Source organism: Sulfurimonas hydrogeniphila, assembly GCF_009068765.1.
GTDB lineage: Bacteria > Campylobacterota > Campylobacteria > Campylobacterales > Sulfurimonadaceae > Sulfurimonas > Sulfurimonas hydrogeniphila.
Map to the genome: position 1 here is coordinate 2,191,952 of NZ_CP035534.1, position 23,393 is coordinate 2,215,344.

The 23,393-nt window shown below is 36.8% G+C and carries 23 protein-coding genes; 10 read left to right on the top strand and 13 right to left on the bottom strand.

Annotated elements, in window-relative coordinates; translation table 11 throughout:
• Positions 1 to 26 precede the first annotated feature (26 nt).
• On the top strand, positions 27 to 587 hold the full coding sequence (locus tag ETP70_RS11580) for an SIS domain-containing protein (protein ID WP_151901322.1): 561 nt from the start codon (positions 27 to 29) through the stop codon (positions 585 to 587).
• Here the strand turns inward: ETP70_RS11580 and ETP70_RS11585 are convergent.
• From ETP70_RS11585 to ETP70_RS11615, 7 genes are read right to left on the bottom strand one after another with little or no spacing between them, the layout of a single operon-like run.
• The gene (locus tag ETP70_RS11585; RefSeq protein WP_151901323.1) at positions 563 to 1,255 is read right to left on the bottom strand and encodes an acylneuraminate cytidylyltransferase family protein; all 693 of its coding nucleotides are present in this window, start codon (positions 1,253 to 1,255) and stop codon (positions 563 to 565) included. The genes ETP70_RS11580 and ETP70_RS11585 overlap by 25 nt on opposite strands.
• Positions 1,255 to 2,301, bottom strand: a complete 1,047-nt coding sequence (locus ETP70_RS11590; RefSeq protein WP_151901324.1) for a nucleotidyltransferase family protein — start codon at positions 2,299 to 2,301, stop codon at positions 1,255 to 1,257. Before ETP70_RS11590 ends, ETP70_RS11585 begins: the two co-directional genes overlap by 1 nt.
• Positions 2,298 to 3,461, bottom strand: a complete 1,164-nt coding sequence (gene neuC, locus ETP70_RS11595) for a UDP-N-acetylglucosamine 2-epimerase (protein WP_151901325.1) — start codon at positions 3,459 to 3,461, stop codon at positions 2,298 to 2,300. The genes ETP70_RS11590 and neuC overlap by 4 nt, the downstream gene beginning before the upstream one ends.
• Positions 3,458 to 4,456, bottom strand: coding sequence for an N-acetylneuraminate synthase (gene neuB, locus ETP70_RS11600; protein ID WP_151901326.1), 999 nt, complete (start codon positions 4,454 to 4,456; stop codon positions 3,458 to 3,460). The genes neuC and neuB overlap by 4 nt, the downstream gene beginning before the upstream one ends.
• Complete coding sequence (locus ETP70_RS11605; protein ID WP_151901327.1) at positions 4,453 to 5,028, bottom strand: acetyltransferase; 576 nt, start codon at positions 5,026 to 5,028, stop codon at positions 4,453 to 4,455. The genes neuB and ETP70_RS11605 overlap by 4 nt, the downstream gene beginning before the upstream one ends.
• Complete coding sequence (locus ETP70_RS11610; RefSeq protein WP_151901328.1) at positions 5,025 to 6,161, bottom strand: LegC family aminotransferase; 1,137 nt, start codon at positions 6,159 to 6,161, stop codon at positions 5,025 to 5,027. The genes ETP70_RS11605 and ETP70_RS11610 overlap by 4 nt, the downstream gene beginning before the upstream one ends.
• Positions 6,161 to 7,348, bottom strand: a complete 1,188-nt coding sequence (locus ETP70_RS11615) for a UDP-N-acetylglucosamine 4,6-dehydratase (RefSeq protein ID WP_151901329.1) — start codon at positions 7,346 to 7,348, stop codon at positions 6,161 to 6,163. Before ETP70_RS11615 ends, ETP70_RS11610 begins: the two co-directional genes overlap by 1 nt.
• A 74-nt stretch (positions 7,349 to 7,422) precedes the next feature.
• Here ETP70_RS11615 and ETP70_RS11620 point away from each other — a divergent pair, with 74 nt between their 5' ends.
• On the top strand, positions 7,423 to 9,435 hold the full coding sequence (locus ETP70_RS11620) for a 6-hydroxymethylpterin diphosphokinase MptE-like protein (protein ID WP_188109995.1): 2,013 nt from the start codon (positions 7,423 to 7,425) through the stop codon (positions 9,433 to 9,435).
• A gap of 20 nt (positions 9,436 to 9,455) precedes the next feature.
• Here ETP70_RS11620 and ETP70_RS11625 read toward each other — a convergent pair whose 3' ends face one another.
• The gene (locus ETP70_RS11625) at positions 9,456 to 10,673 is read right to left on the bottom strand and encodes a flagellin N-terminal helical domain-containing protein (RefSeq protein ID WP_151901331.1); all 1,218 of its coding nucleotides are present in this window, start codon (positions 10,671 to 10,673) and stop codon (positions 9,456 to 9,458) included.
• 218 nt (positions 10,674 to 10,891) lie between these two features.
• Between ETP70_RS11625 and topA the strand changes: the two genes are divergently transcribed.
• The 4 genes from topA to ETP70_RS11645 all read left to right on the top strand — a co-directional run bounded on the left by topA (position 10,892) and on the right by ETP70_RS11645 (position 15,852).
• Positions 10,892 to 13,123 carry a type I DNA topoisomerase gene (gene topA, locus ETP70_RS11630; protein WP_151901332.1) on the top strand — a complete coding sequence of 744 codons (2,232 nt, stop codon included), beginning with the start codon at positions 10,892 to 10,894 and terminating at the stop codon, positions 13,121 to 13,123.
• 153 nt (positions 13,124 to 13,276) lie between these two features.
• The gene (locus tag ETP70_RS11635) at positions 13,277 to 13,804 is read left to right on the top strand and encodes a metallophosphoesterase family protein (RefSeq protein WP_151901333.1); all 528 of its coding nucleotides are present in this window, start codon (positions 13,277 to 13,279) and stop codon (positions 13,802 to 13,804) included.
• Positions 13,797 to 14,642 carry a biotin synthase gene (locus ETP70_RS11640; protein ID WP_151901334.1) on the top strand — a complete coding sequence of 282 codons (846 nt, stop codon included), beginning with the start codon at positions 13,797 to 13,799 and terminating at the stop codon, positions 14,640 to 14,642. Before ETP70_RS11635 ends, ETP70_RS11640 begins: the two co-directional genes overlap by 8 nt.
• A 52-nt stretch (positions 14,643 to 14,694) precedes the next feature.
• Entirely contained in the window at positions 14,695 to 15,852 is a 1,158-nt protein-coding gene (locus ETP70_RS11645) for a cation:proton antiporter (protein ID WP_151901335.1), read from the top strand.
• Here ETP70_RS11645 and ETP70_RS11650 read toward each other — a convergent pair.
• From ETP70_RS11650 to ETP70_RS11670, 5 genes are read right to left on the bottom strand one after another with little or no spacing between them, the layout of a single operon-like run.
• Complete coding sequence (locus tag ETP70_RS11650; protein ID WP_151901336.1) at positions 15,849 to 16,805, bottom strand: NAD(P)-binding domain-containing protein; 957 nt, start codon at positions 16,803 to 16,805, stop codon at positions 15,849 to 15,851. The genes ETP70_RS11645 and ETP70_RS11650 overlap by 4 nt on opposite strands.
• 41 nt (positions 16,806 to 16,846) lie before the next feature.
• The gene (msrA, locus tag ETP70_RS11655; RefSeq protein WP_151901337.1) at positions 16,847 to 17,374 is read right to left on the bottom strand and encodes a peptide-methionine (S)-S-oxide reductase MsrA; all 528 of its coding nucleotides are present in this window, start codon (positions 17,372 to 17,374) and stop codon (positions 16,847 to 16,849) included.
• On the bottom strand, positions 17,371 to 18,237 hold the full coding sequence (locus ETP70_RS11660) for a ketopantoate reductase family protein (protein WP_151901338.1): 867 nt from the start codon (positions 18,235 to 18,237) through the stop codon (positions 17,371 to 17,373). Before ETP70_RS11660 ends, msrA begins: the two co-directional genes overlap by 4 nt.
• A gap of 54 nt (positions 18,238 to 18,291) precedes the next feature.
• Entirely contained in the window at positions 18,292 to 18,621 is a 330-nt protein-coding gene (locus ETP70_RS11665; protein ID WP_151901339.1) for a hypothetical protein, read from the bottom strand.
• The gene (locus tag ETP70_RS11670; RefSeq protein ID WP_151901340.1) at positions 18,605 to 18,973 is read right to left on the bottom strand and encodes a PEGA domain-containing protein; all 369 of its coding nucleotides are present in this window, start codon (positions 18,971 to 18,973) and stop codon (positions 18,605 to 18,607) included. Before ETP70_RS11670 ends, ETP70_RS11665 begins: the two co-directional genes overlap by 17 nt.
• Before the next feature lie 89 nt (positions 18,974 to 19,062).
• On the opposite strand from ETP70_RS11670, the gene ETP70_RS11675 reads away from it, so the two are divergent.
• The 4 genes from ETP70_RS11675 to asnB all read left to right on the top strand — a co-directional run bounded on the left by ETP70_RS11675 (position 19,063) and on the right by asnB (position 23,124).
• Positions 19,063 to 19,983 carry an Lnb N-terminal periplasmic domain-containing protein gene (locus ETP70_RS11675; protein ID WP_188109996.1) on the top strand — a complete coding sequence of 307 codons (921 nt, stop codon included), beginning with the start codon at positions 19,063 to 19,065 and terminating at the stop codon, positions 19,981 to 19,983.
• 86 nt (positions 19,984 to 20,069) lie between these two features.
• Positions 20,070 to 20,732, top strand: a complete 663-nt coding sequence (locus ETP70_RS11680; protein ID WP_151901342.1) for a DUF7840 domain-containing protein — start codon at positions 20,070 to 20,072, stop codon at positions 20,730 to 20,732.
• Between the two features lie 11 nt (positions 20,733 to 20,743).
• Complete coding sequence (locus ETP70_RS11685; RefSeq protein WP_151901343.1) at positions 20,744 to 21,325, top strand: class I SAM-dependent methyltransferase; 582 nt, start codon at positions 20,744 to 20,746, stop codon at positions 21,323 to 21,325.
• On the top strand, positions 21,325 to 23,124 hold the full coding sequence (gene asnB / locus ETP70_RS11690) for an asparagine synthase (glutamine-hydrolyzing) (RefSeq protein WP_151901344.1): 1,800 nt from the start codon (positions 21,325 to 21,327) through the stop codon (positions 23,122 to 23,124). The genes ETP70_RS11685 and asnB overlap by 1 nt, the downstream gene beginning before the upstream one ends.
• Positions 23,125 to 23,393 lie beyond the last annotated feature (269 nt).

Consider the following 23,393-nt stretch of genomic DNA (forward strand, 5'->3'; position numbering starts at 1 on the left):
TCATAACTTAACACAAGGTATTTATTATGAAAAACTTTGCAAAGAAGTACATAAAAAAACTTATTGCTACACTTCAAAAAAGTAATTTAGATATAATTGCAAAAATTATAGAACTCTTAGACAACACTTCTGGAAAAATATTTATTATTGGAAATGGTGGCAGTGCAGCTACTGCTTCACATATGGTAAATGATTTAGGAGTAGGACTCAAAAGAAGAAATATAAAAAGTTTTGATGTAGAAAGTCTCAGTGATAATACTCCTGTTTGTACAGCACTTGCCAATGATATTGGGTATAAAAATATATTTTACATGCAACTCAAAGATAGAATAAAAAAAGAAGATATCCTCATTGCCATTTCCTGTAGCGGCAACTCAAAAAACATAACAAAAGCTGTCAAGTATGCAAAAAAAGAGGGTGCTACTATTATTGGGCTCACAGGTTTTGATGGCGGAAAATTAAAAAAACTCTCAGACATCAATTTCCATGTAGCAACAAAGAAAGGAGCATATGGCATTGTGGAAGATATGCACAGTATTATAAACCATATAATCTATAGCTATTATATTGACTTAGAAAGTAAATAATTGGCTATTTCAAGATCTAATTTCGTGTCGATATCAATTGATTTTTTTTGATCCATCACATAAGCATAAATATTATCTTTTAAAAAAAAACTTTTTTTTTCTAAAAGTTTCGCGACTTTTATAATATAAATTGAGCCGTTTAGCCTATAATATGTTTCTAAATCCTGACTTCTTTTATTCAAAATTTCTTTATGTAAAAAAGTCGCCATACTTTTATCTTTTGGCAGAGTATTAGACCAAAGTGGTGAGTGTTCCATTTCACATACACTTATAACTGCATCTGCATTTTTAGTATGCAAGAACTCTATTGCTTTGTCGATATCTTCACTTTTTCTCAAAGGGCTTGTTGGTTGCAACAAAATAATATATGTATATTGTTTTTCAAAATTTTTTATCAGATGTTCAACAACCTCAAAAGTTGTAGCTGTATCAGTAGCGAGTCTTACAGGGCGTTTCATGATTGAAGCATTTTGTTCTTTCGCAATATTAAGAACCTCATCATCATCACTTGAAACAACAACTTCGTCAATATATTTGCTTTGTTTGGCAGCTTCTATACTCCACGAAATTAATGGTTTACCTGCCAAATCCAGAACGTTTTTACGAGGTAACCTCTTGGAACCGCCTCTTGCAGGAATTATGGCTAAAAAAGTTTTATCATATAACATTAAAATATCTCTTTGTATTCAACTTGCGCTTGTTCAAAATCACTCATCCGTCCAATATCAAGCCAATACTCATGAATAGGAAAGGATATAGTTTTGAGTTCATTTTTTATAATATCTTCAAAAAGTGTCGGCATATCATAAAACTCATTTTTTGGAATATATTCAAAGACCTGAGGAGAAAGAACATAAATACCGGCATTGACAAAAAACTTGTGCACAGGCTTTTCCTCTATAGATATTATTTTGCTTCCCTCAGTCTGTATCACCCCGTAAGGCACCTGATAGTCATACTCTCTCACACACATCGTACCCACAGAATTCTCAAACGAGTGATAGTCCAAAAGATGCTCAAAGTTTACATTGGTCAGTAAATCTGCATTCATAACAAAAAAAGACTCTTGCGGACGTTCTTTTATCAGCGAAAGTGCTCCAGCTGTACCTAATCGTTTATCCTCTTGAATATAATTAATATTGACACCAAGTGTACTTCCATCGCCAAAATACTTTTTAATCATATCTGCTTTGTAATTGACACTGATGGTAATGTTAACAAAACCGTATTTTGCAAAGTTTTCTATAATTGTCTCTAAAATAGGCTTGTTTCCAACTTTTAAGAGGGGCTTGGGTACATCCTGCGTGAGTGGTCTCAGTCTTGTTCCAAGTCCTCCTGCCATTAAAACAACTCTATTTTTTTTCGCATTTGTTTTGAGCAGTTTTGCCAAATCTTCAATCTTGACAAGTTTTCCTTCATCATCAACAATAGGAATCTGATAAATCTGCTTACGAATCGCTTTTTGGATAATAAGTTCTTTGGAATCATTTATATTTGCAAGCGTTGGTTCCTTAAAGTAAAGATTTTCAATACTAGAGTCCAAAGAGAGTCCATTTAAAAGCCCACGGCGGATATCTCCATCAGTAAGCGTTCCTACAACTTTTTCATTTTCCCCAAGTACTATGGCAATACGCATAGCACCTTTGTCTATCACTTTGAGTGCTTCTTGGATAGTTGAATTTTTATGTAACAAAATCTCTTTATATGTACTCATAACATACCTCCTACATCATAAAATTTTTTCTCTAAAATATGTTCAAGTTCTACTGTTTTTAGGCACTCTTTTATCTTTTTACTCGGTTCTTTGCCCTCATAAGGGTTCTTAACTCTTTTGAGACTCTCTAAAAAAGAGGGATCATAAATCTTCTCAAGACCTTGTCTAATGGCATTAGCCTCTATATCTACAGTTATAATACTCTTTGCCTGAATCCGCCCCTCTTGTCTCTCTCCAATATTGAGTGTTGGAATTTTAAAACTTGGAATCTCTAAAATTCCACTTGAACTATTGCCAACCACCCCATCAACAAACTCCAAGGCTGAAAAATAACGAAGCTGTCCAAGAGATGCAAAAACAATGCTGTTTTTATGACTCTTTACATACGCATCTATCATTGCATTAATGATCTGTCCGCCCTCATCAGCATTTGCTTTGGTAAAGATGATTTTTGTCTCTTTTAAACTCTCTAAAGCTTCTAAAAGTGTACTAAATTGCTCTTTTGGAATTTTCCCTGAGAGTGTTTGAGGATGATAGGTTACAAGTAGATTTTTTTTGCCAAGTTTGAAGCCAATACTTTTTTCAAACTCTTGTTTATTTAAAAGCTGCAAAGTCTTTATGCTTTGTACCCCTAAACTACCAACATTAAACACTCTTCTTGGCTCTTCTCCCATTTGTATAACTCTTTTGGCGTATACCTCTGTTGATGTAAAGTGTAGATGTGAGAGTTTGGTAATGGCATGGCGGATGGCATCATCAATTGCCCCTTGTGTAAGCTCTCCACCATGAATATGTGCTAGAGGAATATGCAACATTAAACAAGCAGTAGCAACACTCAGCATCTCATAACGATCTCCCAAAATAACCATTATATCAGGGCAAAGTTGTACCAAAACTTCTGTTATATCTTTTTGTAGTTGTGCCATTGCCAAAGATAGACACTCCCCGCTCTCACAAGATAAATCCATTGAAATCTTTGCATCAATATCAAATTCTTGCTCTATCTCTTTGTAGGTGTTACCAAAGTTTTCCTCTAAATGTGTACCAGTTACTATAAGCTGTAGTTGCAGAGTATCATCATTCTCGATCTCTTTAAGCAGTGGTTTCAAGAGTCCATATTCTGCACGAGTTGCAGTGACTACAGCTATTTTTCGTTTCATATCATCTCATCTTTTGCATAATCTTTTTGTGCAACAGTTCCAATGACTGTATCCCACTTCATAGGGCTTATTCCTTTGGCAGGGCGTTTTGTTGTGAGATTTCTTTCGCTGAATATCTCTCCTTTTTTAATATCTCTTGCTGCTACGATGGATTTTCTTGCAACCTCTATGTTTGGTGTTTCACTTTTGCTTGGTTTTTTTTCACTGCTTCCAAGTGCTGTTTCAATATTTCTTATAGCTGTGACCATGGCTTTGAGTTCATTTGGCTCCAACGAAGCTTTATGGTCAGGTCCCTCCATACTCTTATCAAGGGTAAAGTGCTTTTCTATTACACTCGCTCCCATTGCTACAGCGGCAATATCCACCTCAATTCCAAGTGTATGGTCACTATAGCCATATGCCACATCAAACCTTTTACCAATTATTGGCATTGCTCTTAAATTTACATCCTCCATTGGGGTTGGATACATTGTATTTGCATGTAGTACCGTAATCTTTTGCTTTGGTGTACCTGCTTTTGTTAAAACATTTAAAGCATCCTCTATTTCTCGCATACTTGCCATACCGCTAGAGAGAATTACCTCTTTTGAGAGTTTGCCAATCTGGCGTAAATATGGTAGATTTGTAATCTCTCCGCTTGGTATTTTAAATATTTTCAATCCCAAATCATTAAGCATCTCTATGCTTTCATTATCAAAAGGGGTGGAGAGAAACATAATATTTTTACTTTTTGCATAATTAATGAGTTGATGGTGTGCGTCTACATCGAGTTCAAGTTTTTTAAGCATATTGTACTGAGAGTCATCTGTCTCTTGCATATTTTCTTGTTGATACTGTGCTTTTTTTGCATCACGGCTGACAAGCTTTTCTGCCTTAAAAGTTTGAAATTTTATAGCATCAGCACCGGCACTGCTCGCTACATCGATGAGTTTTTTTGCCAACTCCAAAGAACCGTTGTGATTGACTCCCGCTTCTGCGATGATAAAAACATTCATTTCACAACACTCCCCATTTTGACAAATCCCTCTACTCTATAACCCTGTTTCACAACAGCGCCACTCCCTATAAAACTATGTTCTTTTACATGTACATCACCATTAAGAAGTGCATTTGTACTTACATGTACATGATTTTCTATGGTACAGTCATGCTCAAGAAGTGCTTTGGAATTGATGATGCAATTTTCACCCACACGCACCCCCGCGTTGATAAGTGTATGGTGCATCACAACAGTACCAGCTTCTATTTTTGCGTGTTTGGATACATAGGCAAAAGGGGAGATAATAATGGGAATGGTAAAGCCTAAACTTTTGAGTTTTTCAAAAAGTTTGATGCGTACGGTGTTTGACTTGATGTGTCCAACAGTGACAAAAGCGTATTCATATTGCTCGCGCAACTTCTCTAATTCGTCATCTGTACCGATAAGCTTATACCCTAAAACACTCTTGGACTCACCTACATACTTCTCAATAATACCTGCAATTTTAAAATGACCTTCAGCCTCAATAACATCGATAACAGACTTACAATGCCCACCGCCACCGAGTAAAATTATCTCTTTTTTCATAGCACACTACTTGGTATATTGATAATGCGTTCACTCAAAAATTTTGAGTTTTGAAGTCCATCATTTTGACAATTTTGAAACATCTCTAATTCACTCATCAATCTCCAAATCGGCCGGCTCATCACACCATTTTCATTGAGATACTTAAGATATGTATCCCTTTGCTTTTTATCTTTTAATATTATGGCATTGAGCCAGTAGTTACTTTTTGCATCTTTTGGCTCTTTAATAAAATCTATATCGTCAAACTGCTTAAAAAACTGTATATATTCTTGAGTTAAAAACCGTTTATTTTGTAAAAATGTTTCAAGTTGTTCCATCTGTGCAACTAAAAGGGCTGCATTAAGGTTTGGCAGACGGTAGTTATAGGCGATGGTGTTGTGTTCGTATTCATAAGGGTGAGGGAGTTTTGCTGTGGTTGTGAGATGTTTAGCTCTTTTTGCAAGTTCTTCATCATCGGTGATGATGACACCGCCTCCGCCACTTGTAATGATTTTGTTGCCATTGAAACTAAACACAGCACTTTTTCCAAAAGTTCCTGTGTGTCTACCTTTGTAAAAACTCCCCAAAGACTCCGCAGCATCTTCTATGAGTGTAAGGTGCCACGCCTTACAAATCTCTGCGATTGTATCAATTTTGCAAGGATGCCCAAAGGTGTGCATCGGTACGACAGCTTTGATAGTTTTGTTTGTAGCAGTATTGAGGCAGACACCATTTTGAACTTCGCAGTTCTTCTTTAAAAATGACTCCAAAGCATCAGGGCTCATCCCCAAGGTATCAAGCCCAACATCTACAAAAACAGGCTCTGCTTGGCAATATTTTATGGCATTACATGTAGCGACAAAAGTGAGGGCCTGGGTGATCACTTCATCTCCCGCTTTGACATCAGCAAGAAGGAGACTTACATGTAAAGCACTTGTGCCATTGACTGTAGCTATGGCGTATTTGCTTCCCACATAAGAGGCAAACTCCTCTTCAAATCTATTAACAAACTTTCCGACAGATGAGACAAAAGTAGAGTCGATACATTCATTTAGATATTTTTTTTCATTCCCTCGAAATCGTGGTTCATGCAGGGGGATGAAATCTGTTGTATTGTAGAGGTTCTGAATAAAGTTTACAATTTTTTGCATCACATTTTTCCGTCTAAATATTTCTGCTTATCTTCATACTCAAAGTTTGGGAGAAGTTTAAAAAACTCTGCAACTATCTCCTCTTTACTCCATTGCAGATTTTTTTTAAAATCTTCAATCTTTTGGCTGAATGCATTGAGTGCATTCTCATCAAAATCAAGCTTGTTTTTGATGATGCCAATATTTTCATACCTCTCTACATCCAACACTTCATTTTCAGTAAAAAACTCTTCAAAATCTTTCTCACCTGTGGTATCACTTTTTGTAAAAAGGCAAGGCCATTTTCCCTCTTCTGGAAGTATTTTTGCCAGAGTTCTTGCTTCCTCTTCACTTTTGCAGATGTAAGGCTCATATCCCTTTACATATAAGTATTTTACAGCAATATCTGCAAAAGAAACAAGGTGTAGCGATTCTGAGAGTTTTGGAAAGAAAATATCACGGTTCTCCCCAAAGACAGCACTCATCAGGCATAACTCACCACTCTCTTTCGGTGTGACAAAGTAGCGTTTTATATCATCCGGCGCTACAAGGGGTTGCTGTTTTTCAAGACGCATATTAAAAGAGTGCAAAAGAGAACCATCACTAAAAGCAACATTGGCAAAACGTGCCATAGAGACATTGATTTGTTGTGATTTTCTATGCACATACATCTCCATAATTCGCTTGCTCGCCCCCATCATATTGACAGGATTTGCAGCTTTATCAGTTGAAACACAGAAGTATTTTTTTACTCCGTGTTCAATAGAATGTTGTAAAGTTTTGTCAGTATTGAAAATATTGGTTTCAATCATCCGCATTAAAGTAAAAGAATCTTTTTCACTGCGTACATGTTTGAGTGCTGAAAGATTAAGTACATAGTCATATTTTCCATCCTGTGCAATAAAAGCATCGTACTCAATTGAACCGATATCGAGTGCGTAAGTCGCAAATTCTCCTTCTATATAACCAAATGAGCTTCTAATGTCACGAACCAATTCAGTCAAATTATTTTCCGAAATATCAACAACGTGCAGCTTTTTTGGATTACGAGAAAAAATTTCTTTTACAACAGCACTCCCAATACTTCCTGCTCCGCCAAGCACCAAAAATTTCGCATCACTTACAATTTTGTCTAAATCATTTTTGTATGTTTGTATGTCATCATCAAATAATGCTTTTTCCCTGCCTATTAGTTTTAAAATATCCATACGTATCAATTAGCAACTTTCATACCATTAATTTTGGTATATTTTATGCTTGCAATACTTATGAAAGGATATTTATGCAAAATATAGAAGAGCAGGCTATTAAAAATTATCAAAAAAATATTGAGTTTTTTAAAGAATATAATGAAAAAGTTTCTAATAAAATTCTAGCTTTAGAAAGTTTGCTCAATAACGGAAAACTCTCTGCCAAATATGATCTTGTATATGAAAATGGCTATTTTGATGTTGTAGAACTTTCAAGCGGTGCAAAGCTATACAATACGAATTCTCAGGACTTCTCACAAAAAATTGTAGACAATATCAACTTAAAAAAGAATGACCAAAGCTTTAGAAGTTTACGAAAAATAAACTTTGAAAAAGCTTCTTTTGAGACAATAAAAAATGCAAATGCCTATACGAACTTTGCAACTACAGCAGAAATATATGAACTTTATCATAAAAATATTAACGACTCCAGTCATATGAAAGAACTTGACAAGTTTATATTTTTAGGAGTGGGTCTTGGGTTACATATTCCAAAAGCTATCAAAAAATATGATTTTCAAGTAGTGCTTATAGTAGAAGACAATCTGGAACTTTTTCGCCTTTCTCTTTTTACAATTGATTATAAACAGGCACTTATGGATACAACAAGTTTTTTTTCAATTGCTGATAATGCAGGTAGCTTTAGAGAATGTTTTAACGGTTTTTATACCAATGCTTTTTTCAAAAACCAATTCATAAAGTTTCATCTTTTTTCCTCTGCATATGAAGCAAAAATTCGAGAGATTCAAGCTATTCTTATCTCCCGACCAGAAGCAACTTATTCTCATAATCGTCTTTTAGAAAAAAACAGAAAAGTTTTGGACAGAATCAATGCAGAATATAAATTTCTTGATTTGCGTAAAAGAGAAAGTGATACAATATTTCAAGAAAAGGCATGGCTTGTTTTAGGAGCAGGACCCTCTCTTTATAAAAATGCACAATGGGTAAAAGACAATCAAGACAGATTTATAATTGTCGCTGCTTTTACAGCACTCAATACACTTAAACGTGTCGGTGTCACTCCAGATATTGCTGTTCAAATTGATGAAAATGTATATACAACACATGAAATGCTTAAAAATTTGGGCGATTTAAGCTTTTTGGATGATACACTCCTCTTTTTTAGCGCTTCTGTTTCTGGTGAGCTGTTTGAACACTTCAAAAAAGAAAACATTTATCTGCATGAGGATAGAACAAAATACAAACTCTCCCGTAGCACCTTAACAGTTTCTAGCGTGGGAGACTCTATCCATGCATTTGCACTTATCTTTAATGCACCGGAAATTTATCTTTTAGGGATAGACTTGGCACTTAGTGATGATGGGTTATCCCATACGCCTGATCATTTTAAGGCGCGCTCCATCGAAAATAAAAAAATACAAACAAAAGAAAATCAAGATTTTCACCTTGGCGATGCTATCCTGCAAATAACAGGCAACTTCAAAGAAAAGGTTAATTCTACTCCTTTGTTTATGCTTTCCATCCCTGTTATTAACTACTTTACACGAAAGTACAAAGCACCCATGCAAACTATTTACAACCTTTCCGATGGATGTAAACTTGATCAGACAATCCCAACCCCTCTTAAAGATGTAACGTTACCACAAAAACAAAACAAAATACTTTTAAGAAAAGAAATGAAAAAATATTTTGACACTTTATCTACAACAGAACTTGATCAAAATGAAATAGATGGTATTTACTGTCGTATTGGACAGATTAAAGATTACTTGGCCCTTCTTGAAACATTTAAAAATGCTCCGCACAGTGACAGCTTAATGTTTAAACTCAATCTTATAGAAATGGTAAGCGCAATGTGTAATCACGAGTGCATCTTTGAACTCAGAGATTTAATGACCATATATTATATGAATACTACACCCTATGCAGATGATTTTTTTAATACAAAAGAGTTAAAAAACCCAAAAAAATTCACAAAAAAATTTCATGCTATTTTTGTAAAAAATGTTAAAAAGATTATAGAGACCTATGAAAAAGATCTACATGTACTCAAAGTGCTGGAAAAAGAAAATTCCCAAGCATAAAGCTTGAGAATTTATAAAAACTACTGAAGTAGTCTTAAAACATTTTGTTGAACGGCATTTGCCTGACTCATAGCATATGAACCTGACTGTGCAAGAATATTCAATTTAGAGAAGTTTGCACTTTCCGCAGCAAAGTCGACATCTCGAATTTGAGATTCTGCAGCTGTGACATTCACCTGTGTAATCGATATATTTCTCACTGTAGATTCAAGCTGATTTTGGACCGAACCAATATCTGAACGTGTTGCATCTATATCTTTTAGTGCATACGAAGCAATAGTAATTGCTTTTTGTGCATCTCTACGAGTAGTTACATCAACTGTTGACAAGTTGTTATTTAAACCGGCAGCAGTATTTCCAATAATTGCAGTCGACTTTCCATCTGAAACACCATCGCCAAGTGTCATACCAGTTAAATCACCAGCAGAATCTATACGGATTCCATACTCCGGATTATCTACAGTTGAGCCTGTTGCTTCAATGATTGAGGCTCTTACATCAGCGCCTGCAACCTGTGCCTGTTGATTAAACTTGTCAACAACAGCCTGCGCTATCTCATATCCGGAAAGATCAGCACCAGAAGCAAAAGAGATAGTAGATGTAGATACTGTAGCAGTCGTCCCATCAGCATTTACAACTGTAACAGAAAGTGAAGCTGATCCACCAGCACTGTTTGCAGCACCACTAAGTCTTGAAAAACCAACACTTGTTTCAGCTAAAGAAAACTCAGCTACTTGTGAGGTTTGTGTATCACTAATGGAAAGTTTTACAGTCTCTCCGGAATATGCACCAATTTGGAATGATTTATTTTGGTATGCACCGTTTAAAAGTGTCTGACCATTAAATGAAGTCGTTGAAGCAATGTTCTGTGCCTCTTCAAGAAGTCTGTCAATATCCGCCTGAATTTTTTTACGAGAATCTAATGTTTGCCCGTCAGACGCTGCTTGAATTGCTTTCGTTCTGACAGTATCAATAATTTTAGTATACTCATCCAAAGCACCGTCAGCAGTCTGTGCAACACCAATCCCGTCATTTGCATTGTTGATAGCCTGACCGAGACCCTGTGCCTGTTGACGCAGTGAGTTGGCGATTGCCATACCAGAAGCATCATCTGCCGCTTTGTTAATACGCAGACCTGAAGATAAAGCATTTAAACTTTTGTCTAAACCCAAGTTTGTCTGTGTTGCATTACGCAATGCATTCATTGCCGCAACGTTTGTGTTAATTCTAAAACCCATAATAAATCCTTTTCTATGGAAGAGCTTTCGCTCTTTGTATTTTTTGTTCTCTAAAAGGCATCCTTGCCTTGAGACTGTAACAATATCGTCAGTCAAAAAAATAACTTTAATTTTTTTTGCAAATTTTATAAATTTAAAAATATTTCCTTATTTTATTCTTTTTCGCTACACTTCCAAAACCAAAAACCAAATCACTATACTATATATAGGAAAACTATTTGAACTTAATAATCGTCGAATCACCCGCAAAAGCCCGTACTATCAAGAACTTTTTAGGCAAAAACTATGATGTCATTGCCTCAAAAGGACACATCCGGGATTTGCCAAAATCCCGTTTTGGAATTACAATTGATGAAGAAACTCATGAAATCATTCCCAAATACTCTGTCGCCAAAGAAAATGCGCCAACTGTCAAAGAGATAAAAGAAAAAGCCAAAAAAGCCGACACAATTTACATCGCGACCGATGAGGACCGCGAGGGAGAAGCAATTGGGTGGCATATTGCCCATGCTATCAAAAAAGACCCCGAAACACTCCCGCGTATTGTCTTTCATGAGATTACAAAAACAGCCATCAAGCATGCACTTGAGAATGCAAGAAAAATAGACATGGACATGGTCAATGCCCAACAGGCCCGTCGTCTTCTTGACCGTATTGTAGGCTACAAGCTCTCGCCTCTGCTTGCTTCTAAAATTCAAAAAGGCTTAAGTGGCGGGCGTGTGCAAAGCTCGACACTCAAGCTTGTCGTAGACCGTGAACGCGAAATCAAAGCCTTTGTTCCTCAGGAATACTGGACTATTGACACTCTTTTCAAGCCAAATATCGAAGCCAATCTTATCAAACACAAAGAGCAAAAAATCTCCAAACTCTCCATAGAGAACAAAGAACAGGCAGAGGCAATTACCCAAAGTGTCAAAAATGATGACTTCAAAATTGCAAAAATTGAGACAAAACAGCGAAAAAGTGCCACGCCGCCGCCATTTATGACCTCAACCCTGCAACAGGCTGCTTCAAGCAAACTCGGATTTACCCCGAAAAAAACCATGATGGTCGCCCAGACTCTGTATGAAGGTGTCAAAACTCCAGACGGTACTTCAGGGGTCATTACCTATATGAGAACCGATTCACTCAACCTCGCACAAGAAGCCGTGGGTGCAGTCCGCGGCATCATTGAGAGCCGTTACGGCAAGAAATACCTGCCGAAAGAACCAAAGGTTTATACGAAAAAATCAAAAGGCGCACAGGAGGCACACGAGGCCATCCGCCCGACTATGCTGCAGTTTACACCCGAAGTGGCACAAAAATTTTTAAAAGCTGATGAAATCAAACTCTACCGCCTCATATATGAGCGTTTTATGGCATGTCAAATGGAAGATGCGCTCTTTGAACAGCAAAGCATTATCTTTAAAGGCAATGAAAATGAATTCCGTGCAAGCGGACGAAAACTCATTTTTGACGGTTTTTATGCGGTCACGGGAGCAGAAGACAAAGACAAACTTTTACCTACTTTAAAAGAGGGTGACAAAGCTGAAATTCAGAGTGTAAAACCCGAACAGCATTTCACAGAACCGCCATCGCGTTACTCTGAAGCAAGTCTGATTAAAAAACTCGAATCAGAAGGCGTCGGGCGTCCATCGACCTATGCCCCGACAATTGCGACACTCTCCAACCGTACCTATGTGACCATAGAAAAAAAGCAGATTATCCCGACAGAAATCGCTTTTACCGTGACAGAGATTCTGGAGAAAAACTTTCCAAATATCGTTGATATTAACTTTACGGCTGAAATGGAAGAAGAACTCGATAAAATCGCCGAAGGCAAAGTGGACTGGCAGAAACTGCTCCTTGAGTTTTATGAAAAATTCATGAAGCAGATAGAAGCAGGAAAAGAGAACATTGTCTCGCTCAAACTTGCCAAACCGCTTGGGCGCACCTGCCCTAAATGCGGCAAACATGAACTGCTTCTGAGAAGCGGACGTTTTGGAAACTTCATCGCATGCTCCGGTTTTCCAAAATGCAAATATACAGAGCAGTGTGACGAAGAGGGCAATCCTGTTGAGAAAAAAGAGACAACTACCGATGAAAAGTGTGACAAATGCGGTGCGGATATGATAGAAAAGAATGGCCGCAACGGAAAATTTCTTGCATGTTCAAACTACCCTGAATGCAAAAATACAAAAAGTATTAATGTCGAAGAGAAAGTGAGTGAGACTCCTTGTCCTGACTGCGGCGGAAAAATCAGCCTGAAAAACTCTCGCAGAGGCCCTTTTTGGGGCTGTGAAAACTATCCTGACTGCAAATTTATCTCAAAGTTTGAGCCGACAACCATTAAATGTAAAGAAAAAGGATGCACAGGTGTACTTGCGCCTCGTACCTACAGAAATAAAGAGGTGTACGAATGTGTGAAGTGTAAAGCCCGTACACCAAGAGAAGAAATAGACAAGGCATAAAATCCGTACTCAGTCGGCACTACAGAAAAAAATTTAGTTTTTTTCACAAGTCATGCTTTAGCATAGAAAGTACCGATTCCGCAATACCCTCGGAACCCGTACTTTAGTGCGGGCGAAAGTGGCAGAGAAGTTACAGAAGCAGAGGATAAAAAATTGAAAATAGGCATACTCTCCGATACACATAAAAAAGTCAAAAAGGCAAAAGCCGCCCTTGATTTTTTGGTGCAAAACGGAGCCGAGTTTATTATACATGCCGGAGATATTGTCGAAAAAGAGGTACTGGAGCTGCTTGAAGCATGCGGGAAAAAATATATAGCCGTTTACGGAAACAATGATGCCCATTTAATACAATATCATAACAGGTACCACCTGGTTCAGGAACCCTACTATTTTAAACTTGCGGGTACAAAGTTTAAGCTTATGCACCTGCCTTTTTATATGAGCAGAGATGCCGAGGTTGTCATCTTTGGACATACACATCAGTTTGAAGTAGAGTTTGCAGGGGGTACACTCTTTTTAAACCCCGGTGAAGTGTGCGCACGAAACAAACCGCTTTCTGAGTGTGCCATGCTTGAAGTTTTAGAAAAAAAATTTATAGTAAAATACTATACAAAAAAGAAAGAGCAGGAGCAGTATATGCTCACAAAAACTTTTTCTTATGAAAGGCAAAAAAGTGAGTGAAAAAATATTTTTATGTTCCATTTGTAATATCAACAGCGGTACATGTAAAGAAGACTGTAAGTTTTGTTCGCAAAGTGTGCGCTACAAAGCAGATATAGAACGTTACAAACAAAAGCCTGTGGATGCCATCTGTCAAGAAGCCATTACGGCAAGAGACAACGGAGCCCTTGGATTTTGTCTTGTCACTGCAGATAAAGGTTTAACTGACAAAACACTCAAATTTGTTTGTGATGTTGCCAAAGAGGTACAAAAAGTCGCCCCTGAATTACGTCTCATCGCCTGTAACGGCACAGCAAGTGTTGAGCAGCTCCTCACACTCAAAGAGGCAGGTATCAAAGCCTATAATCACAACCTTGAGACAAGTGAAGCCTTTTATCCGCAAATTTGTACAACCCATCCCTGGAGTGAACGATATGAAACCTGCCAAAATGTCAATAAAGCCGGCTTGGTACTCATAAGCGGTGGAATTTTCGGGCTTGGTGAATCACAAGAAGACAGAATTTCTATGCTCGAATCTCTCAAATCACTCAACCCTGCTTCGGTTCCTGTTAACTTTTATCATCACAACCCTGCACTTGAACTTGAACCAAATCCTTTAACAGTGGATGAAGCCCTCGCACTCATCAGGTTGACACGCGAAACACTTTGTGATGCCGAGAGGATTATGGTTGCCGGCGGTCGCGAACTTATGTTTAAAGAACGTCAGGCAGAAATTTTTCAAAACGGAGCAAATTCCATCGTGATAGGAAACTACCTCACCACAAAAGGACGTGTTATGAGTCAGGATCTGGCAATGTTGCAGTCTCTTGGTCTTGATATTGCAAAAAGTGTGCAATAAAAGCCCGACACACGGGTTATAACCCGGATTTTTAAAAAAAAAGGAGAAAAGTATGACTGATAATATTATACTGATTATTACCATATCGCTTATCATCATTTTTTCTCCGTTTTTTGCCAAAATTTTACGGCTTCCTACAACACCCATTGAAATTATTTTAGGTTCTCTTTTAGGATATGTAGGCTTCTTGCATGATGAACATCTTTTTGACTTAGTCGCTGAATTCGGGTTTTTATATCTGATGTTTATTGCAGGAACAGAGATCAATTTAAAAAATGTACTCAAAACACCTGTCTCTGTTATGAAAAAGGTTGTTGTCTATCTTGCAGTACTTTATGGATTCTCCATCGCCTTTTCCGTACAGTTTGATTTGGGAAAAATCTTTATCGTTTTGTTACCTCTTATATCTGTAGGACTTGTCGCCACACTGGCCAAAGAGTATGGAAAAACACCCTGGATTGCCCTTTCCATGACAGTCGGGGGCATAGGTGAAGTTGCAAGTATTGTGATACTTACTATAAGCTCTGCAGCACTGAAGTCTGGTTTTGGATTAGGACTTTTTCAAACAATCATGGCCCTTTTGGCATTTTTGCTTTTTATGTTTCTTCTTTTTCGCTCTATGCAGCTTCTGTTTTGGTGGTTTCCCAAAGTCGCTATTGCCCTTATGCCTCACAATGACAACAAAGAACAGGACATCCGTCTCTCTATGGGAATATTTTTTCTGCTTATAGGGGCTATGCTCTTTTTGCATCTTGAACTTGCTTTTGGGGCTTTTTTAGCCGGTATCTTCATTCCGACTTTCTTTGAGCACAAGCACGAATTGCCTGAGAAACTTGCTTCTTTCGGATTTGGATTTTTAATCCCTATATTTTTCATTCATATCGGGAGCTCTTTTGACCTCAACGCCCTCTGGATCAACGGACTCATACGGGAGGCTGTCATCATCACAGTGGTAATGATTCTTATGCGGCTTATTGCCTCTTTGGTGTTTATAAAAGAGCTCGGATTAATTGACACGGTTCTTTTTGGACTTTCTCATTCTATGCCTTTGACCCTGCTTATTGCGATGGCCACTCTGGCATATACCGCCAACTCCATTGATCAGTTGCACTATTATGCTTTTATTTTGGCCGCACTGTTTCAGGTTATCAGTATCATGATTATTATCAAACTCATACATATTTATAAAATGCGAAAAGCAAAAGACTAGACTTCACTTTTTCCTTTAATATATCTGGCAATATCATAGCCGTGATTGAGTCCAAGCGCAATGCTGCCGCCGCTCTCCTGAGTAATATCTCCGGCAACAAAAAGTCCTTTGATATTTGTCTCATAATGTTCATCATGTACAGGTTTGCCGTCTTTTTCTTCTATGCCCGAACTTGCCAAAAATGTACTTGGTGTCGTTCCGCCTATGGCATAGATAACTCTGTCAAATGTTTCAGGTTCTCTTTCGCTGAAAAGCACTTTGACTCTGCCCTTGTCATCTTCGAGACCGTTGATATTTATACCTAAAATCGGTCGGACATCTCCCTGTGCAATCGCATCGGCAATATTTCTTTGATTCGTAGGATTTGCCCGGCGGAAACTCTCTCGTCTGTAACAAATGGACACATCATTATGCTCACTTAAATCAACTGCATACTCTACAGCACTGTCACCGCCTCCGACAACAAGAATCTTTTCTCCCTGTGAGCATTCATCTGTTGTATAGTTAATTTTCTTTCGTATAGTTGGGGGGATTTTGTAGCTCGGTTTGTTTGGCTTCCCCATCCGTCCGATGGTCACAACTACATTTTTTGCCTTAATGCTCCTACCTGCCATGTGGACTTCAAAGTAGTCTTCTTTTTTTTCTATAGACTGCACTTCCACCTCTGTTTGCAGTTCTACGAGATGTTCTTTTAAAATTTCATCAAAAAAATCGAGTGTCGTCTCTTTGGTACCGTCTATAAAATGGATACGGCCGTTGAGTTCGACTTTTTGTCCTTTCCATTCCAAATCCACACGCTTGTTTTCTTTGTAATATTTACGAATAGTCGAGTTGTGATTTGTGTCTTTTTCAAGCAGCACAATATCACGGACACCCTGAAGGTAACTTTCAACAGCAGTGGCAATCCCCGCAGGTCCGGCACCGACTATAGCCAATTCATATATTTTTTCCATAAAAACCGCCTCTATGATAATCTAATCATAGTTTATCACATTTAGGCTAATTTATCAGGAAACTTTGTCATAAATTTTTGCAGTTTTGGCGCGATAACCACCTGGCAGTAGCCTTGCGAAGCATTTAAATTATAATAGTTCTGATGATACGGCTCTGCCGGATAAACCTCGGGCAGAGGGCTTACCTCAGTTACTATCTTATCGGAAAAGTCCTGCTGATGTTTTGCAATAGAATCTTCAATCACTTTTTTTTGTGCTTCATCCCCATAGTAAATAACAGAACGGTACTGTGTTCCTTTGTCCGCACCTTGCTGATTCAGTGTTGTCGGGTCATGTATTTCAAAAAATATATCCAAAATCTCACTCAGACTGATAACATCTGCGTCATAGGCAATATCGACAATTTCAGCATGTCCGGTTGCACCTGAACAGACGTTTTCATAACTCGGGTTGGCTCGGGCGCCTCCGGCATAGCCGCTCACCGCCGAGAGTACCCCCTTGACATTTCTGTACACCGCTTCTATACACCAAAAACACCCGCCGCCTAGTACAATTCGCTCTTTTTTCATTTGTTTTCTCTCTTTTTTAACTCATTATAGAGTTTTTGCATAAAAGGCTTTTGAACATATCCACTTAAATTCTCAAGCTCAGTTTTTTTGCCGTTTTTAAAATCAAGAGCCATGGACGTAGAAGCATCATAAGGCACTTTTTTTGCCGTTTCCAAAGACTTTTGCACCTCATCGAAAATATCTATGCCCTGTGTCTCTTTTGCAAATTCGGCAATTTCTGTTAAAAGTCTTTCTGCCTCCTCATAATGTTCTTCGTAAATCGTGCCGATACCTGTCTTGTAATATGAGGTCAATGTCGCAAAAGCGGCAATAAATATATATTTTCTATACAAGGCTTCTTTGATATTTTGCGGTGTTTTGTAACGCAGGCCGGCTTTTTGAAATATATCTGCCACAGTTTGGACAGCCGCCTCATCTTCTCCTCCAAAGAGTGCCGCAAAGACTTTTCCTTTTTTGCGAATCACACCCGGGGATTCAATATGCGAAAGGATGTAGATGCAGCCGTCAAGCACTCTGGCATCACAGCATGCACGCAATACATCACCGTTATTGACCCCGTTTGAAAAAGAGAGCAGAATCGAGTCTGCGTTGATGTGATTTTGCATGCGTTTGCAAGAAGTTCCCAAATCATAACTTTTGACACAAAACATCACAACATCATATATGCCCTCCGCTTCATCCGGATGCTTTACATGTAAAGGAACACGCCACTCTTTTTCATCTTCTGTGATCCTTACTCCCTCTTTTTGTATGGCTTTGAGATGTTCTCCCCGTGCAAAACCCGTCACATCCAAACCGCTTTTTGCAAAGGACGCCGCCAAATATCCGCCGACACCGCCTAAACCGACTATTGCAATTCTCATATGTATCCTTCAATGAGTAAGTACAAAAAAGATTTACTACTTTTTACTGCAAAGTTATTTTTGAATACTTCGATAAAAATCTATAGGATTATTTGAACTTAATAACTTGTTTTTTATTTCATTTTTTGCTTTTATAAATGCTATTTTTTTAGAATTTGACAATAAATAAGCAAGACTATTCAGTAAAGAATTATTTTGATTATTTTTTAATTCATAAAAGTAAATCATCACAAAAGAAAGAAGTTCTTTTTTATAATTAATATCTAGAAAATGATTGTTAAAAGATAATTTCTGCTGAAATTTATTTAGAACTTCAGCAGAAATATTCTCTATAGAAAAGAAAAGGAGAAAAAAAATAATTAAAAAATTATTTTTTCTTTTCAAGTTGCACCATATAGTTATTAGGACTATATTCAAATGCTGCACCAGTTAACATATCTGTTGTACTTAAATCCCAAACAATATTTAATATTGCAACAGGATCATAAGATTTTTCTAGTGTACGAGTGACAGGAGAATATCCTTCTTTAACAACTCTAAAAGTATGTGTACTCAATGATTTTTTCATATTAATACTTAAAGGAGTTATCCCTCTAAGTTGTCCATCCACATATACCTTTGCGCCTTCTGGTTCACTATCTATAGTAATTGCTTGACTTGTACCTTTAAATATTGTTGCGGATCCATATGATAATGATGCCGTGACAAGCAATCCTAATGCTATTTTTTTTAACATTTTTTTCCTTCTTGATAAATTTAATAAAATCTTACATAATACATACTAAATTTAATATAAAATTAACTAAAATAACAAAAAGAGTTTCTATGAAAACATTTATATTGGTTATATTTTGTATTAATATTGTTGCATTTGATAATACTGAATGGAATAACATTATTTACTTCTCTAACAATAAACCAGAAATAATATCTCCAGAATTTTATTTATCAAGAAAAAAACAATTTACATCAGTAATAGAACTTAATGCAACATTAAGTTTATTAAATTCTAAAAAATATGGAAACAGTACAGCATGTAATTATCCACTAAGGTATACATTTTTAAAATCACAGTATTTCAATATTCCAACATATAATCTAGAAAATTGTAAAGAATTAAAAGAATTTACTGATAACTTTAAAAACAATGAGCTTTATTTGGCATATTCTTCTGAATATATCAGTGTTCCTTCTTCTGCTTTTGGACATATAATGCTTGTATTTAAGAATAAAGATGTTCCTTTCGAAATAGCAAAAACTATACATTTTGCAGCAGTTACCAACAAGGAAGATGGTTTTTTTACGTATAATTACAAAGGTCTGACTGGAGGATACAAAGGATATTATGTTTTAAATTATTTTTTTAAAAAACTTTATGAATATAACACAAAAGAGCAAAGGAATATTTATCTTTATAAATTAAATTTTTCAGATGAACAAACAAAAAAAATTATATACTCTTTGTATGAGTTAAGGAAAGCTACTTTTAAGTATTATTTTTTTAATAAAAATTGTGCATCATATACCACGAAGTTATTAAATATACCCAAAAATAAACTTTATAAACAAAAAAACTTTTATCTACCTATTGACACCTTGCAGCAATATAAAAAAAATATAATTGATAAAAAAGTTTTTTTATCCTTAATTTATAAAATTGAATATCTATATAATACTTTATCAACTAATGATAAAAAAAATTTAAAAAAATTATTCGATATAATACAACAGTTGATGACAATTTAAGTAATAATCTCAAATTAGCCCTCATTGATTACTATAAATTTCAGTTTAGAAAGTTTCATATTTCATATAAAAATTATAATAGTATTATGAACTTACACTATAGGGATATTAACATAAAATACAACAACATTAATCCTCTTGATAAAAAACCAAGTGCACTGGGAATAGAGTATGCAAACAATACAAACAAAGAAGCTTCTATTGTATTATCATATAGACCACTCTATAGTGATATATATGATTTTGATTATAATAAATTGCATGAAAATGAATTTTCAATTTTTAATACCGAAATTAATATTAAAAAAAACTCACTATCATTAGATAAATTAACACTTTTATCTATAAAGTCTTATGCTAAGAGAACAGTTTTTTATAAACCTATAAGTTGGCAAATCTATTCTGGACTAAATAAAAATAATATTGATACAAAAATCAAACTTACAAACCAAATTGGATTAGGAATAACAAAACAGTATTTTTATAGAATAAGCGCTAGTATTCTTTGTAATATAGGACTTAATAATATCACACCATACATTGGATCAGAAATATATATATCAAAATATATAGGGAAAAATATTAAACTAGGCATTAATTCTTATGTCAATGTATTTTCAAAAAATAAGAATTATTATTCAAATAACATTTTTCTTTCTTTTAAACAACAAAATTTATTATATACATTAAAATATAATAACAAGACTAATAACAAATATTTCAGATTTGGAATTAGATATTATTTTTAAAAAGGAGCCTTATGCCGCGTATAGACAGTGAAAAATTTTACACAGCAGCACTTCAAAAGCACGGCATCTCCGCATGCGGTCTGCACTGGTCCTCTGATGCGCATCAAAGTATACGGTTTGACAAAATTTTAGAGATGCTCGACGATAATCTTACACAGAGTACCATCGTCGATGCAGGCTGCGGTTTTGGAGATTTTTACAGATTTTTACAAAACAACGGTGTACATGTAAACAAATATATCGGCATAGATTCGCTCCAGGAGATGTGCGACATTGCCCGCGAAAAAACAGCGTGTGAAATCATCCGTGCCGATATAACAAAAGCCAGACTTCCTGTGGCAGACTATTACATCTGCAGCGGTGCACTCAATATACTCACACCTTTTGAAACACAGCTTTTTGTACGCAACTGCTTTGCCTCTTCAAAAAAAGGTTTTATTTTCAATGCCCTCTACGGCGACAAAGAGAGTGATGTTTATAATTATATAAATATAGACACCATCCATACCCTTGCAAAAAGCTTACATGTAAAGCATACCCGTTTGACAGAGGGCTACATAGAACATGACATTACCGTAGGGTTTTTCAAATAATGTGTGCAGTTTTTGGCATTATTGGTCCGTATAATGAGAATCAGGCAAAAAGCGCCTTGTCTCTTCTTGCGCATCGTGGACCTGATTACTGTGGTATTGTGCAAAAGAAAAATCTCTTTTTTGCCCATCAGCGCCTCAGCATTGTTGATGACCATCACAGAAGCCATCAACCACGCAAACACAACAATATTTTGCTCTCATTCAACGGAGAGATATATAACTTTAAAGAGTTAAAAAGAGAACTTGATTTTGACTTTCAGACACACAGCGACAGTGAAGTCATCATCGCCGCTTATCTGAAATGGGGCGTTGATTTTGTCCAGCATCTGCGCGGTATGTTTGCCATTGCTTTAATGGATGATGACACGCTTTACCTTTTTCGTGACAGACTCGGGAAAAAACCGCTTTTTTATATGCAAGGGGAAAGTTTTGTTTTTGCCTCGGAAATCAAAGCGCTCAAACCTTTTTTGTCTACATGTAAACTCAACAATGATGCTCTGCTCTCTTATCTCTCTTTTTTGGCGCCGACTCCGCCGCATACTTTTTACGAAGGTATTCAAAAACTTTCAGCAGGCGAGTACCTTACATGTAAAGAGGGCCGTGTTACATGTAAACACTACTTTGACCTGCTTGATGTCACTCCAAACATTATAACAAACAAACACGAAGCTTTGCGTGTGTTAGGAGAAGAGTTAGAACATTCCATTCATCTGCGCTTAGACTGTGATGTTCCTATGGCATCACTGCTTTCTGGTGGTATAGACTCTGCAACACTCAACTATTTTGCCAAACAAAACAACACACATTTGCAAACATATACACTCGGTTATAAAGAATTTGCAAAATATGATGAGAGAAAAAATGCCAAAGCAAGTGCTGCGTTTTTAGGTTTGGACAACATCCGGGTGGAAATAGATGAAGATGATTTTATCCGTGCAAGCGACAAAGTGTTAGATGCACTTGACGAACCGCTTAATGATCCTGCTGCCGTGCCTTTGTATCTGTTGTTTGAGCGTATTCAAAAAGACGGATACAAAGTTGTACTCAGCGGAGAGGGTGCGGATGAGCTTTTTTTAGGTTACCGACAGTATTTTGAGTATCTAGACATTGAAAATGCCGCAGGTTTGGCACACAAAAACTGGCTCAAAAAATATTTTCGTGCCAATTTTTCAATGAACAGAGAGTGGGAGTGGTACAAGCGGATTTTTGACGACTCGCTTCTTTTTCGTACAAGCGGTGAAAAATTTACGGACCTGCAAAAAAACCAGCTTCTCAGGCGCAATGTCAAAGATAACGAAAGCCTCAAATACCTGCAAAGTTACAGAGAACGTTTTGAAGCCTCTGCCCACAGTGATGAAAGCATTTGGTACAGCTATATTGACCTCAATATTTTTCAGGCGGAGCATTTTTTAACCAAACTTGACCGTGTTTCCATGGCACACTCCATAGAATCCCGTACCCCGTTTTTGGACCATAAACTGGCATCTTTAATTTTTGGCATAGATCCAAAGCTGCGTTATGAAGATGGCATCACAAAATCACTCTTAAAGCAAATCATGACAGACAAACTCCCTGATAAGATACTCACACGGAAGAAAAAAGGCTTTTCCAATCCTTATATGGAGTATCTCATCAGTTCCAAAAAAATTGATCTCATTCAAGAGGTCAATGTGCAAACAGGGATGTTTCACAAAAAAAAGTTAGACGAATATATAAACACCGCATCAAGGGGGAGTTTTAAGCAGCATGTATGGGGACTTTATGTACTATCGTATTGGATAAAGAAAAATCTGCTTTAGTCCGGGCTGAGAATAGAGAAAGAAGCAACAGTCGGCACTGAAGTACCGATTCCGGGAAAGCGGAAGATGCTTTTGTTCGGAACCCGTACTTTCTATGCTAAAGCATGACTTGTGAGAAAAACTAAATTTTTTTCTGTAGTGCGGACTGAAAGTGGCAGAAAAAGAAGCAACAGTCGGCACTGAAGTACCGATTCCGGGAAAGCGAAAGATGTGTTGTTCGGAACCCGTACTTCAGTGCGGGCTGAAAGTGGCTGAAAGTACCGATTCCG

Coding starts and splice junctions, on each gene's coding strand:
- msrA (WP_151901337.1), bottom strand. CDS start 17,374: ATGAAAAAAGAGCGAATTGTACTAGGCGGCGGGTGTTTTTGGTGTATA.
- neuC (WP_151901325.1), bottom strand. CDS start 3,461: ATGAAACGAAAAATAGCTGTAGTCACTGCAACTCGTGCAGAATATGGA.
- ETP70_RS11625 (WP_151901331.1), bottom strand. CDS start 10,673: ATGGGTTTTAGAATTAACACAAACGTTGCGGCAATGAATGCATTGCGT.
- ETP70_RS11670 (WP_151901340.1), bottom strand. CDS start 18,973: ATGTTAAAAAAAATAGCATTAGGATTGCTTGTCACGGCATCATTATCA.
- ETP70_RS11620 (WP_188109995.1), top strand. CDS start 7,423: ATGCAAAATATAGAAGAGCAGGCTATTAAAAATTATCAAAAAAATATT.
- ETP70_RS11585 (WP_151901323.1), bottom strand. CDS start 1,255: ATGTTATATGATAAAACTTTTTTAGCCATAATTCCTGCAAGAGGCGGT.
- neuB (WP_151901326.1), bottom strand. CDS start 4,456: ATGAATGTTTTTATCATCGCAGAAGCGGGAGTCAATCACAACGGTTCT.
- ETP70_RS11650 (WP_151901336.1), bottom strand. CDS start 16,805: ATGGAAAAAATATATGAATTGGCTATAGTCGGTGCCGGACCTGCGGGG.
- ETP70_RS11605 (WP_151901327.1), bottom strand. CDS start 5,028: ATGAAAAAAGAGATAATTTTACTCGGTGGCGGTGGGCATTGTAAGTCT.
- ETP70_RS11660 (WP_151901338.1), bottom strand. CDS start 18,237: ATGAGAATTGCAATAGTCGGTTTAGGCGGTGTCGGCGGATATTTGGCG.
- ETP70_RS11610 (WP_151901328.1), bottom strand. CDS start 6,161: ATGCAAAAAATTGTAAACTTTATTCAGAACCTCTACAATACAACAGAT.
- asnB (WP_151901344.1), top strand. CDS start 21,325: ATGTGTGCAGTTTTTGGCATTATTGGTCCGTATAATGAGAATCAGGCA.
- ETP70_RS11685 (WP_151901343.1), top strand. CDS start 20,744: ATGCCGCGTATAGACAGTGAAAAATTTTACACAGCAGCACTTCAAAAG.
- ETP70_RS11580 (WP_151901322.1), top strand. CDS start 27: ATGAAAAACTTTGCAAAGAAGTACATAAAAAAACTTATTGCTACACTT.
- ETP70_RS11680 (WP_151901342.1), top strand. CDS start 20,070: ATGAACTTACACTATAGGGATATTAACATAAAATACAACAACATTAAT.
- ETP70_RS11645 (WP_151901335.1), top strand. CDS start 14,695: ATGACTGATAATATTATACTGATTATTACCATATCGCTTATCATCATT.
- ETP70_RS11675 (WP_188109996.1), top strand. CDS start 19,063: ATGAAAACATTTATATTGGTTATATTTTGTATTAATATTGTTGCATTT.
- ETP70_RS11590 (WP_151901324.1), bottom strand. CDS start 2,301: ATGAGTACATATAAAGAGATTTTGTTACATAAAAATTCAACTATCCAA.
- ETP70_RS11615 (WP_151901329.1), bottom strand. CDS start 7,348: ATGGATATTTTAAAACTAATAGGCAGGGAAAAAGCATTATTTGATGAT.